At 42.1% G+C, this 13,517-nt stretch carries 11 protein-coding genes; 6 read left to right on the forward strand and 5 right to left on the reverse strand.

Going from position 1 to position 13,517, the window contains the following annotated elements; all coding sequences use genetic code 11:
* Window positions 1-70 precede the first annotated feature (70 nt).
* On the forward strand, window positions 71-1,417 hold the full coding sequence (locus J3U64_RS00420; protein WP_267408360.1) for an aldehyde dehydrogenase family protein: 1,347 nt from the start codon (window positions 71-73) through the stop codon (window positions 1,415-1,417).
* Window positions 1,418-1,526: 109 nt separating this feature from the next.
* Window positions 1,527-2,291: a toxin-antitoxin system YwqK family antitoxin gene (locus tag J3U64_RS00425; protein WP_267407927.1), complete on the forward strand. Its 765-nt coding sequence runs from the start codon at window positions 1,527-1,529 to the stop codon at window positions 2,289-2,291.
* Between the two features lie 16 nt (window positions 2,292-2,307).
* On the opposite strand, the gene J3U64_RS09965 is transcribed toward J3U64_RS00425, so the two are convergent.
* The 5 genes from J3U64_RS09965 to J3U64_RS00450 form a co-directional block, all read right to left on the reverse strand.
* Window positions 2,308-2,604, reverse strand: coding sequence for a CHY zinc finger protein (locus J3U64_RS09965; RefSeq protein WP_367423161.1), 297 nt, complete (start codon window positions 2,602-2,604; stop codon window positions 2,308-2,310).
* A 180-nt stretch (window positions 2,605-2,784) separates the two neighbouring features.
* On the reverse strand, window positions 2,785-4,023 hold the full coding sequence (gene icd, locus J3U64_RS00435) for an NADP-dependent isocitrate dehydrogenase (protein WP_267407929.1): 1,239 nt from the start codon (window positions 4,021-4,023) through the stop codon (window positions 2,785-2,787).
* Window positions 4,024-4,200: 177 nt separating this feature from the next.
* The gene (dinB, locus tag J3U64_RS00440) at window positions 4,201-5,271 is read right to left on the reverse strand and encodes a DNA polymerase IV (protein ID WP_267407930.1); all 1,071 of its coding nucleotides are present in this window, start codon (window positions 5,269-5,271) and stop codon (window positions 4,201-4,203) included.
* Between the two features lie 440 nt (window positions 5,272-5,711).
* Complete coding sequence (locus J3U64_RS00445; RefSeq protein ID WP_267407931.1) at window positions 5,712-6,779, reverse strand: lysozyme inhibitor LprI family protein; 1,068 nt, start codon at window positions 6,777-6,779, stop codon at window positions 5,712-5,714.
* A 157-nt stretch (window positions 6,780-6,936) separates the two neighbouring features.
* Window positions 6,937-8,067 (reverse strand): M14 family metallopeptidase, encoded by a 1,131-nt coding sequence (locus tag J3U64_RS00450; RefSeq protein ID WP_267407932.1) that lies wholly within the window; start codon window positions 8,065-8,067, stop codon window positions 6,937-6,939.
* A 398-nt stretch (window positions 8,068-8,465) separates the two neighbouring features.
* Here J3U64_RS00450 and lepA point away from each other — a divergent pair, with 398 nt between their 5' ends.
* From lepA to era, 4 genes are all read left to right on the forward strand, one after another.
* The gene (gene lepA / locus J3U64_RS00455) at window positions 8,466-10,256 is read left to right on the forward strand and encodes a translation elongation factor 4 (RefSeq protein WP_267403485.1); all 1,791 of its coding nucleotides are present in this window, start codon (window positions 8,466-8,468) and stop codon (window positions 10,254-10,256) included.
* A 3-nt stretch (window positions 10,257-10,259) separates the two neighbouring features.
* Window positions 10,260-11,246 carry a signal peptidase I gene (lepB, locus tag J3U64_RS00460; RefSeq protein WP_267407933.1) on the forward strand — a complete coding sequence of 329 codons (987 nt, stop codon included), beginning with the start codon at window positions 10,260-10,262 and terminating at the stop codon, window positions 11,244-11,246.
* Between the two features lie 124 nt (window positions 11,247-11,370).
* Window positions 11,371-12,096, forward strand: a complete 726-nt coding sequence (rnc, locus tag J3U64_RS00465) for a ribonuclease III (protein ID WP_267407934.1) — start codon at window positions 11,371-11,373, stop codon at window positions 12,094-12,096.
* Window positions 12,097-12,592: 496 nt separating this feature from the next.
* Window positions 12,593-13,516, forward strand: coding sequence for a GTPase Era (era, locus tag J3U64_RS00470; RefSeq protein ID WP_267407935.1), 924 nt, complete (start codon window positions 12,593-12,595; stop codon window positions 13,514-13,516).
* Window position 13,517 lies beyond the last annotated feature (1 nt).

Genomic DNA, 13,517 nt, shown 5'->3' on the forward strand with positions numbered 1-13,517 from the left:
ATTTGGGACACTGAATTTTTCTGTACTGCATGCAGTCTGAAACACTTCATGCAGATAAAGGATTGTTGTGTTGTATAACAGTTATCATGCTGTATCGGGTGAACTCCTATTTAGCCATACATGTCTGACAAAAACTAAATTTGATGTGCAAAGTCAGCAGCTCAGCCAGCGTCAATATGATTTTGCCAGTAAAAATGTTCAAACTCGTACACAGTATTTACTGAGCTTTGCATCCCGGCTTGAAGAGGCGCGAGACGAGCTGGCCTATCAAATTTGTATAGAGGTAGGGCGGTGTCTGCGTGAGTGTGAAGCTGAAATCACAAAATCGATAGCCCTTATCCGATACTACGCTCATCTGGCTCCAGAGCTGTTGGCGCATAAAACAATTGCTACACAGGCGAGTTTGAGTCAGGTACGCTTTGAACCGTTGGGTACGGTACTGGCAGTGATGCCCTGGAATTATCCAGTATGGCAAATTTTACGCTTTGCTATCCCAGCCTTATGTGCTGGCAATGCCTGCATGGTTAAGCCCGCACCTTCTGTTGGCAAAATCAGCCAGATGCTGTTTGAATTGGTGGGTGAGGATTTACCTTTCCAACTAGTCTGGTTGGAGGAGGAAGATACTGAATATGCCATATCTCAAACACAGGCGCTGGCTTTCACAGGTTCTACCCATACTGGTCGGCATCTGGCGGCACTAGCAGGAAAACATCTGCGTAAATGTGTTATGGAGCTCGGTGGTAGTAATGCATTTATCGTGTTAAATGACGCAGATATTGAGCAGGCAGCTGCTGAAGCATGCTATTCACGCTTTCGGGACGCTGGCCAATCATGTAATGCAGCCAAACGCATTATTGTTCATGCTGATATAGCTGAAGAATTTATCGCAGTTTTTAAACGCCATTGTCAGAAATTACAGATGGGGGCTCCATGGTTGTCTGCAACCACACTTGCTCCTTTACATCGACAGGATTTGCGCGACAGTGTACACGCACAAGTGATGGATGCACTGGCACATGGCGCAGAATGTTTGCTGGGAGGAGAAATACCAGAAAATCTGCAGGGCTGGTTTTATCCCGCTACGATTTTAGATAAAGTTAATCGGCACTGCCGTGTATACAATGAGGAAGTATTTGGACCTGTAGCGCTCATTCTGAGAGCTGAAGACAGCGAACATGCCATAATGCTGGCCAACGATAATCCTTTCGGGCTTGGAGCCAGCATTTACAGCAATGATACAAATCATGCATGGCAGTATGCTGAACGCCTCAACGCTGGCAGTGTCTTTATTAACCGTCATACCAGCAGCGATCTGCGTTTGCCTTTCGGTGGCGTTAAAGACTCTGGTTTCGGACGAGAGTTGTCGGAATTTGGTATATATGAATTTGTCAATGTTAAAAGCTATTGGCAAAAATAGGCATTTATTCAAATAGTAATGAATCTGTTTGAAAAATAATGTAATAATGATAGTAATAATTTTTATTGCATAAAATAATGATTCTGCTTAGTGAAAAGGGATATAAGTCATGTATGTAGCCAGACGTATTTACTGGTACGTACTCGCCGTAATACTCATTCTGATTGTGTTAGTGTGGCTGATATTTTCTCACACTCACAAAACTGTGTATTTTGATGCAAATGGTCAGATTGTAAACAAACAATCCGAAGCTCAATATGTACGTCAGTTTCATGATGATGGTAAAAAAATTGAAGTTCAGGATTTTTACTATCCAGACAAGAGCAAATATAGTGACAGCTATGCTTTACCGTTAGATAAGCTGCAACAATTTATACCGGCAATGAAAGAGGGTAAATTGCAACTCTGGTATCCGGACGGCCAAAAAAAAATTCAAGGTAATTACAAAAACGGTAAACCTGTTGGACAATGGCATACCTGGTATCCAAACGGCCAGATGGCGATTGAAATGAGCTGGCAGAAAGGGCAGCCTAGTGGCCGTACTATGAGCTGGTATGAAAACGGACAAAAGCGTGGCGAGCTGAATTTTATTAATGGCAAAGCTGAAGGGCGCTGGCAGCGCTGGTATCCGAACGGTCAGTTGAAACAGGATATGTATGTGCATCATGGTATCGTACAAACCATGACAACATGGGATGATAAAGGTCATTTGCTAGCCGATGTTGCCATCCACGAAAATAAAGTCAGTGGTGTGGTTTTGAGCTGGTATGACTCAGGGGCTAAAAAAAGCGAATCGGTTTTTGAGAAAAACGAACTAATGCGTAAAACCGAGTGGGATGAGGATGGTTTGGTTGTTGACCTGAATGACAACTAATTCTAATTTATAAAATTTATTTAAAATAAATATCTTTATGAAGTCCACAGCGCGGATTGAATGCTGACTGACAAAATGGGCAACGGTGTTGCTGATATTGTGCATAGGTCAGAAGATGTCTACATTTCCCACACATCACGGGTTTGCTATTTTGCACCGGCATGGCAACAAACTTATGATTGCACAACTGGTCGTGACATTTGAAGCAGGCGTAATACAGTCTGCATTCTGCACATTGCAGCGCGGCAATGTCAAACTCTGTATGATAATGAGTGCAGCGACCACATGAATCGGTATCAATTCCAAGAATCATAGATATATTTATCAGCACACTAGCTCAGCAATTTAGATTAATTTTATTTTATCAGAATAGAGGCAACCTTTGGGCAGTAATTAAGACAGCATATAAAAAACTGATTTGGCAACGTGAAGTCTGAATATAAAAAACCGAATCTTAAGATTCGGTTTTTTTAGGACATTATCACATTACGCTTTACATGCGCTCAATCAAGGCTTTACCAAAAGCAGAGCATGAAACTTCTTTAGCGCCTTCCATCATACGAGCAAAATCGTAGGTAACAATTTTATCAGCAATGGCTTTTTCGATTGAGGCATTAACCAATTCAGCAGCCTCTTTCCAGCCCAGATGACGCAACATCATTTCAGCAGAAAGAATAATGGATCCTGGGTTAACTTTATCCTGACCAGCATATTTAGGTGCAGTACCATGAGTAGCTTCGAATACGGCATATTCATCAGAAATATTGGCACCTGGGGCAATACCGATACCCCCTACCTGTGCAGCCAGCGCATCAGAAATATAATCGCCATTGAGATTCAGTGTCGCGATGACATCATACTCTGCCGGACGTAGTAGAATCTGCTGGAGGAAAGCATCCGCAATGCAATCTTTAATTACAATATTTTTACCAGTTTTCGGATTTTTAAATTCGCACCAAGGTCCTTCACCAATCAATGTAGCGCCAAATTCATTTTTTGCTACTTCATAAGACCAGTCTCGGAAACCGCCTTCGGTAAATTTCATGATATTACCTTTATGAACAAAGGTAACGCTGTCGCGGTCGTTATCAATAGCATAGCGAATGGCCGCACGGGTTAAACGCTGAGAACCTTCTTTGGATACAGGTTTGATACCGATGCTGGAAGTTTGCGGGAAACGGATTTTGGTTACACCCATTTCACCTTGCAGGAAATTGATAATTTTTTTGGCATCAGCTGTTTCAGCCATCCACTCAATCCCTGCATAGATATCTTCAGTATTTTCGCGGAAAATAACCATGTTTACTTTGCTCGGGTCTTTCAAAGGTGAGGGGACACCGGTGAAATACTGCACTGGACGGACACATTGATATAAATCAAGCTGCTGACGGATGGCTACGTTCAGTGAGCGGATACCACCTCCTACGGGTGTAGTCATCGGCCCTTTTATGGCTACTTTATATTCTTTAATCGCTTCTAATGTTTCTTCCGGCAGCCAAGTATTTTCACCATACACTTTCGTGGCTTTTTCACCGGCATAAACTTCCATCCACACAATTTTTCTTGAGCCGTTATAGGCTTTGGCTACTGCTGCATCAATCACGTCTTTCATTACCGGCGTAATGTCAACACCAATGCCATCCCCCTCAATAAACGGAATAATTGGATCATTCGGAATGGGTTGGCCGGAAACGATTTTGTGACCTTCAGTAGGCACTTTAATGTGAATCATGGTAACTCCTGTACTGTTACTTTTTCTGATAGATGACTACATATTTCAGTTTGTAGTCCGTCACAATGATTATCCTTTATTTTGTTAACTTAAGCCAGCAAAATGTAGTGCAATGTAGTCAGAAATATGTCTAAAGCCATTCAGACATATAGCAGGTATAGATCTGTATGTGAAGTATTAGCAGCTGTGTCCTGGACTCCATAAATCAGCCTGATACTCATGCTGATAAAAATCGCTGATCCCAAGACCAATCAAACGAAACAATGCCTCATCATCAGGCATCCGTTGCATCAGATCCATCCCAGCTGCTACCAAGGCAGCTGCATCCGGCAGTGGTGATGAATAGGTTTGAGAACGGGTATAAATCTGAAACTGAGTATTTTTTAATTTCAAAGTAATGCAATTACCCTGAAGACCCTTTCGCTGCATATTTTGTACTAAAACCTCAGCCAGATCGGGCAGATGGCGAGCAATTTCTTGCAGGCTTTCATTATTATCTAGCGTAATTTCAGTAGAAATCTGCTGTCGGTTGCGTTCTGGTGTAACTACACGGTCGTCACGGCCTTGTGCCAAATCAAAGAGGCGATAACCCCAGCGGCCGAAATGGTGTACCAGAACCGACATGCTTACTTTGCTTAAATCTCCAACAGTTTTCCAGCCTAAGGCATTCATTTTCTGCTCAGTTACTTTGCCGACACCGGGAATCTTGCCTAAAGGTAGATTGTGTAGAAAGTCTAATACTTGTACTGGCGCAATCACAAACTGGCCATTGGGTTTACGCCAGTCGGAAGCAATTTTGGCAAGAAATTTATTAGGGGCGATACCGGCAGAAGCTGTAAGACCCGTTTCTTTCAGTATAGACGTACGGATTTCCCGTGCAATATCTCGAGCATAAGGCAAATGACCTTTGTAATCGGTAACATCCAGATAGGCTTCGTCTAAAGATAAGGGTTCGATTTGTTCAGTATAGCGCCTAAATATATTGTGAATCTGACTGGATACAGCCCGATATTTAGTAAAATCTGGTGGGATATAAATTGCCTGCGGGCACAATCTTTTGGCTGTTGTTACCGACATGGCTGAATGTAAACCGTATTGACGTGCCGGATAGGATGCAGCACAGATAACCGATCTGGGGCCATCCCAGGCCACCACAACAGGTTGGTCTTTTAGTTCAGGACGGTCGCGTAATTCAACTGAAGCATAGAAAGCATCCATATCTATATGGATTATTTTTCGTTCCGTCATATTAAGTCAATAAATACAAAAGGATGATTTACAATTTTTTCAGATTTGTTTAGGCTATTCCTCGTAGGCTTATCTTTTATCACCGCAAATACTTACCATCTTATTGTAAGCAGGAATCTAAACCCGTATTTGAGAATAGTCTACAATTTTTACCAAAAATCAGTTTATCAGAATAAAAGTGCTGATATATAACCATTCATTGCTGTAAGGATAATAGCCGCTAGTACCAATGCAAATGTGTACAAAGCAGAATAGACAGTATTTTTCTGTAAAAGATTGAGATTGTTTTTACACAGATTATAAACTTTGGAAACCTGAATGAAATATAAAAGTATTCAGTTTAAGGTATTCTGGCCAATGTGATTTAAGATATTTTTTCCACTCAAATTAAACAGACACCAATATTCAGCAGAATTATTGGTGCCCGTTTGGAAAATCAATTAGCGCAAAGTGTAGCCGTTGAGGTATTTGATGCGTTCATTAGTCAATTGAGTATCGCATTCCAGCCGCAGAAATTCTGCATAAGTTGCTGAGCTTGCTTTAGCTCCACGTGCCTGACACTGACTGGTTTTATTAGCTATCCATTTTTGTTCTTCGTGCTGTAAGGTTTTGCGCACGGTGTCGTCCAGATTACGCCATAATGTGTTGATTACATTGTTAGCGTTACGGTTGTTGTCACGTGCCAGCTGTAGCTGACTAGCATTTATCTCGCCCTGTCTGGCAGCATTTTCAGAATTCCGACTCATTGCATTATCATTAGCCTGATTGTCGTTAATTACAGCTGCTGCGTGGCCGTTCAGAATGGCACTGGCCATCTGTGCAGACTGGCTTTGTTGGTCAACCGGTGTGACTTTGGCATTAGGATTATTAATTAACTCAATGGCGTCAGCTCGTTTATAGGTATGGCCATTAATCACTACTATATCCTTGATACCGTAGGGCAATAACGCGTTGCCCAACACAGTACCTAAAGTCTGTATGCCAGCCAAATCGAAGTTAGTAGCCGCACTGGTCGCAGACGCTGCATTAGATGCAGCATTGCCATTAATGGTTACAGGTGAATATTGAATGGGTTTAGTAAACTCATTGTCATGCAAAACCACGTCATTGCCTTGCAATTGCTTATTCAGGCGAGCAATAAAATCTGTTTTACCAAAAAGCAGTGGAGCATTGGTTTTAATCTGCTGCCAGATATTGGTAGGGACAGTTACTTTAAGTTCACTGCTGCAAACCGGATTACCATTTCCATCTTTATCTAATTTACCTTCAGACAAAGCAATATTTAATTCGCCGCCGGCACTGATTACTTTATCGGCATCAACATACTGACGCCTATCAGTCTGAGCAAATTGACGGGCATTGTTATCAATACCAGTGTGCAGAGTATCTTGGATCTGGTTGCGGATTTGTTCGGTGTTACAGCTCAGTTTTTCTGATGAATCATCGCGAGAACAGGCAGCCAGTGAAAGAATGCTGATAATGCTATATACGAGTACGCTTTTTTTCATGATTATTTCCTAAACAAACATGGATAAAATACAGACAACTCAATTACATATAACCCAAGTTCATTATGCTGCGTATGTAACCATTAATCATTTGATTTTACTAAAAAATACAAAAAAGCCTGAACATTGTTCAGGCTTTGGATAATCGAGGTGAAAATTAACGCAAACTATCAAGAATAGAATAAATTGGGCTTAGAATTGCTTCCCCAAGACGCAGAGAGCGCTGACCATTCCATCCGAAATCATCATCTGGCCACTGATTATTATCTTTAAATGGCATTTCCAAGGTGTATGCCAGACATTTAAATGTTTCACCGATATAGGAAGTAGCAATATTCAGATTGGCCTGACCAGCTGCATCTTTTTCATAGCCATATTTATCTTGAAAATCGGGACTGGCCACCAAAAAAGCCTGTTTGAACTGCTCCTGTAATTGATGCAAACGCTCATCAAAAGAAGGAATACCTTCATTACCAGAAAGGAATACGTAAGGAATAGATTCGTCACCGTGTATATCCAAAAACAAATCCACGCCGGTCTCATGCATTCTTTCGCGTACCAGATACACTTCGGGGCTGTTATGCATACTCGGATGCAGCCACTCACGATTCAAATTGGCTCCGGCGGCATTGGTGCGCAAGTTGCCCAGTACCGAACCATCAGGATTCATGTTAGGAACAATATAAAAAGTAGCTCGATCCAGCAAGGCTCTTGCTGTCGGGTCTTGATGGTCCAGTAAGCGTCCAAGCACACCTTCGATAAACCATTCAGCCATGGTTTCACCCGGATGCTGGCGCGCAATAATCCAAATTTTTAAATCACTGGCAACTTGATTGCCGATAGTGAGTAAATTGATATCACGTCCTTGGATAGTGCTGCCTAAATCTTCTATCTGACACAATCCACTACTTTGACTGTCACCCAGTAAATTCAGATGCTGTTCATAGGTATATGGTTCGAAATAGGCGTAGTACACACTGTTGGATAATGGCGTATGACAAATGGTTAAGATGCCATTTTCCAAAGTTGTAGGGACACGAAACCAGTTTATTCTGTCATAAGAGCACATGGCCTGATATTCTTCCCAGCCGGCTGGATAAGCTGATTCGGCTGTGTTGATAAAATTCAGACGAAGATTTTGGTAGGCTACGCCCTGCACGCGAAAATAAAACCACTGACGAAATTCGGCAGCATTGTCTTTGGGAAGTTTGAGCAGGATATTAGATGGATCATTGGCTTCAACAATTTCAACCTTACCACCATCAAACTGTGTGCTGATTTTAAGCATGCAACCACTTTCATTTAAACAACGGTCTTAATTCTTATTGTAATCTTTCTGTATTCGACTTACCACGTCTGCCAGAAAAATTTATGTCAATTTGATAATCATTTTATATTGAGCGATAAATTGCGATTGATAAAGGATTTAACGATTCCGCCAATGGAATGCTTTTTTCTGGACGTTCAATGCAATCAGAATCACTGGCAGCAGAAGTGATACCAGTCTAGGTACGGCTATGAAACTTTTAGATTACTATTGTTTGAATTTTAAAATCTTTTTAGGATTATGATAAATTCTTCGGCGCACAGCAGCGCATTCCGCTAAAATAAGCAGTTATTTTCTGGTTTTTGGCTTTGCAATGGCCAGAATACTCCTATCAGAATTAATTTAAATTAATGGCTTACATGAACAATATACGCAATTTTTCTATCATCGCCCATATTGACCATGGGAAGTCGACCTTGGCGGATCGCTTTATTCAGTATTGTGGCGGTCTGGAAAACCGGGAAATGAGTGCTCAGGTGCTCGATTCGATGGACATTGAAAAAGAACGCGGCATCACTATCAAGGCGCAGACAGCAGCTTTGCAATACAAAGCGCAAGACGGGCAAGTGTATCAGCTGAATCTGATTGATACTCCAGGACATGTGGATTTTTCCTATGAAGTATCCCGCTCGCTGTCTGCCTGTGAGGGAGCCTTGCTGGTAGTAGACGCCTCGCAGGGGGTGGAAGCGCAGACAGTAGCCAATTGCTATACCGCAATTGATTTGGGCGTAGAAGTCCTGCCGGTGCTGAATAAAATTGATTTACCGGCAGCTGAGCCTGAGCGAGTGATTGAAGAAATAGAAGATATTATCGGTATCGAAGCCATGGATGCAGTGCGCTGTTCAGCTAAAAGTGGTGTCGGTATTGAGGATGTACTCGAAGAAATTGTCAAAAAGGTACCCGCACCCTCAGGTAAAGCAGATGCTCCATTAAAAGCTCTAATTATTGACTCATGGTTTGATAATTATGTAGGTGTGGTAATGCTGATTCGCATGGTGGACGGCTGTGTCCGTTTGAAAGATAAAGTGCGTTTCATGGCTACTGGTGCGGAAACACAGGTAGAACAACTTGGTATATTTACGCCCAAATCGGTGCAGAAACAACAATTAAATGCTGGTGATGTGGGTTTTTTGATTACGGGAGTGAAAGAACTCGGTTCGGCCAAGGTAGGCGATACCATTACACTGGCTCGAGAACCCGCCAGTGAACCTTTACCCGGATTTAAAGAAGTACAGCCACAGGTATTTGCTGGGCTATATCCGGTAGAAAGCCACGATTATGATGCTTTGCGTGAAGCGCTGGAAAAATTGCAACTGAATGATGCGGCGCTTAAATTTGAGCCAGAAGTTTCTCAAGCACTGGGCTTCGGATTCCGTTGTGGCTTTCTGGGTCTCCTGCATCTAGAAATTGTACAAGAGCGACTGGAACGCGAATTTGACATGGATTTGATTACCACTGCGCCAACAGTGGTTTATGAAGTGTTGCTAAAAAGTGGCGAGCGCATTGAAATTGAAAATCCATCTAAATTACCAGATATCGGCACACTCGAAGCCATTTATGAGCCAATCATTACCGCAACCATTTTATTGCCACAAGAATATGTTGGTGCTGTGATGACATTGTGCAACCAGAAACGCGGTGTACAGAAAAACATGCAGTACATGGGACGGCAGGTGATGCTGACTTATGAAATGCCAATGAATGAAGTGGTAATGGATTTCTTTGACAAACTCAAATCAACATCGCGTGGTTATGCTTCACTGGATTATGAATTTTTGGAATTCAGAGCAGCCGATTTGGTGAAATTGGATATTCTGGTCAACAGTGAAAAGGTCGATGCACTGAGCCTGATTGTACACCGTAGCAATTCAGTCCATCGTGGACGAGAGCTAGTTGCCAAGATGCGCGAACTGATTCCACGGCAGATGTTTGATATTGCGGTACAAGCTGCCATCGGCGGTAAGATTATCGCGCGTGAAAATGTTAAGGCATTGCGTAAAAATGTGCTGGCCAAATGCTATGGCGGTGATATTACGCGTAAGAAAAAACTACTGGAAAAACAGAAAGCCGGTAAAAAACGCATGAAGCAGGTAGGCAATGTAGAAATTCCGCAGACAGCCTTTCTGGCGATTTTACAGGTGGGAGATTAATACATGTCCAAGACAATGATTATCGGTGCTGCAGTATTGCTGGTACTGGGTATTTTGCTGTTTCTGAAAAGCACAAAAAAGCGTGAAGAAAACGGTGAATGGAGCGGTTCGCTGCAATGGGGCTACCTGCTGATGTTGGTAGGTGCGTTTGGTCTGTTATCAGTGCTGATGAGTTTTACTGCAGTACTACTGTTGTTTGTGCTGTTTACAGGCATAGCCTGGTTTAGTCATCGCCGGAAAAGGAAAAATTCTGCTCAGCCCGATGATAATCACTTTACTGATTACATGAGCGGTTTTTTTCCCATCATTCTGGTGGTTTTCATTCTGCGTACTTTTGTCGCCGAACCTTTTCAGATTCCCTCTAGCTCAATGCGGCCGGGGCTGATTCCGGGTGATTTTATTTTAGTAAATAAATTCGCCTATGGTATTCGCTTGCCTATTCTAAACAATGTACTGATTCCGGTACACAAGGTAGAGCGGGGTGATGTAATGGTATTTAATTACCCTCGTGACACTCGAGTAAACTATATCAAACGTGTAATCGGCTTGCCGGGAGATGTGATTACTTATAAGGACAGAACACTGACCATAAATGGTAAGGTAGTTAATGATATTGATGAGCAGAAAATATATAGCTACCAAGAACAGGTACCTAATCTGGGCAAAATTATGATTCAGGCACAACAGCAAACTGAACATCTAGGTAACAAGGCAATCGAAGTATTGAAAATGCCGCAGCAACCAGCAGTTATCTTAGAAGGTGTTCATTCTGATTTTCCGAATAGAGAAATGTGCTCATATTATCCTGACAGTAGTGGCTTTAGCTGTACTGTACCAGCAGGCCAGTACTTTATGATGGGTGATAATCGTGACAACAGTGAAGACAGTCGTTACTGGGGTTTTGTGGATGATAAGCTGGTAGTGGGTAAAGCGTTTTTGATATGGCTGAATTTGGGTGATATGAAACGAATCGGCACTAAAATTCAGTAATGTCTGATTTTAAGCGCAAGAATCTGTCTTGCGCTTTATCTTTTGTAGTGCACCTGCAGTTTGTATGCGAATGTAGGAAATGTTTGTCGGTAAAGAAATTAGATACAGGATTTATAAATAATAAATGAAAAAAAATGATGTACGCCATGAAAATGCTTTGATTAATGTACAGAAAATGCTTGGCTACCGCTTCAAACGCACTGATTTTCTACAACAGGCATTGACGCATCGCAGTTACAGTGCGTTACACAATGAGCGGTTTGAGTTTATTGGCGACTCAATTTTAAATTATTCGGTAGCTAAAATGTTGTTTGAAGCCTTTCCACGCCTGACAGAAGGGGAGCTTTCCAGAATGCGTGCCAATCTGGTGAATCAGGACACTCTGGCTCAGATTGCGGCTGAATTGAAAATAGGCGATGCATTATTGCTGGGTAGCGGCGAACTGAAAAGCGGCGGATTTCGCCGGCCTTCAATATTGGCCGATGCCATGGAAGCCCTGTTTGCCGCGGTGAGTTTTGATGCAGATTTTAATACTGCTGAAGCCGTGGTAAGGCGTTTGTATGCGGAGCGTATCCGGCATATTAATCCTCAAGATAGCGGCAAAGACGCTAAAACCCGCTTGCAGGAAGGTTTGCAGGCACGGCACATGCCCTTGCCAAAATACCGAATTGTAGACCAGATTGGGGAAGGTCAGGATCAGCAATTTGTGGTGGAATGTGATCTAGGTGAAACCGGCTTTCAGACTGAAGCTGCAGGGCATAGCCGCCGCGAGGCAGAACAGCAAACCGCACAAACTGCTTTGGATTGGATGGAAAAGCATTTTCCACTGGCTAAAACCAGAAAAAAATAGAAATTCATGGCTTAACTATAAATGAGATTTCTCAATTAGCGGCTTGCTCTAAAAGCCTATCAAGTTTGGACGAATATTCTACAAACAAGCAGATAACTTCCGTCAATTCAAAGCTTTGCGTTAAGAAAAGCGACAGGTAATTTTGTATCCATTTCCGGACGGTTAATGCATTATTTGGTATTGTTAGATAGCAAAATAGCAAAAAAGCTTTATTATCTGGACTACCGGTTCATCTTAAAAAAAGCTAAGTTATTTTTTATTGATGGATTATGATATCTTTGATTTATCCTCTTACTGAAAAGCACCTCTTCAGAACATTGATTGAATAAGAAAAAAAACTTTGAGTTTAGTTTTGGCGCAAATGATTTGTCTAAATGATAAGTAATCATTTATTCTGATGGCTAAGTAGGAATGAATAAATTTTATGCACTTGCTTTTGCACGTTTTGTATTAGTTTTAGCCTCGGCAAGGCTGTCTGTATTTTTTGAAAGAATGTATGTCTGTAAAGCCCGATTACCAGTATCCCTCCTCATCCGATAATTTCCGTTGCGGCTTTGTGGCCATCGTAGGCCGCCCGAATGTGGGTAAATCCACATTGATGAATCATCTGATAGGCCAAAAAATCAGTATTACCAGTAAAAAAGCTCAAACTACACGCCATAAAGTGAATGGTATCTATACCGATAACGAAGCTCAGCTGGTATTTGTGGATACACCCGGTTTTCAAACATACCATCGCAATGCATTAAATGACCGTTTAAATCAGAATGTCACCGAAGCTGTTGCCGGTGTGGATGTGATTGTATTTGTTGCTGAAGCTTTGCGCTTTTCAGACGCGGATCGTGAAGTGTTGCAGCAATTACCTAAACGTATTCCAGTGGTATTAGTGATTAATAAAGTGGATAAGGCGAAAGCAAAAGACCAGAGCGTGATGCAAGCATTTATTGAGGAAGTGCAGCAAGAATTTACTTTTGCCAGCGTTACCTTGGTCAGTGCCAAGCATGGTCTGGGTGTTTCTCAGCTTGTACGCGCGCTTAAGCCAATGCTACCACAAGGTACCCCGCTTTATCCGGAAGATATGGTTACCGATAAATCGGCACGTTTTCTGGCCATGGAAATTGTGCGCGAAAAACTGTTTCGTTATCTGGGCGAAGAACTGCCCTATGCGATGAATGTAGAAGTAGAGCAGTTTGCAGAAGAAGAAGGGCTCTATCGCATATATATTGCTGTACTGGTGGATAAAGACAGCCAGAAGGGCATTCTGATTGGTAAGGGTGGTGAAAAGCTAAAAAAAATATCTACTGAAGCACGGCTAGATATGGAAAAATTGTTTGAAACCAAAGTATTTTTAAAAGTTTGGGTAAAAGTGAAATCGGGCTGGGCGGATGATATTCGTTTCCTGCGTGAACTGGGTATGTAAA

It is taken from the genome of Snodgrassella sp. B3800 (assembly GCF_026535865.1).
GTDB lineage: Bacteria > Pseudomonadota > Gammaproteobacteria > Burkholderiales > Neisseriaceae > Snodgrassella > Snodgrassella alvi_E.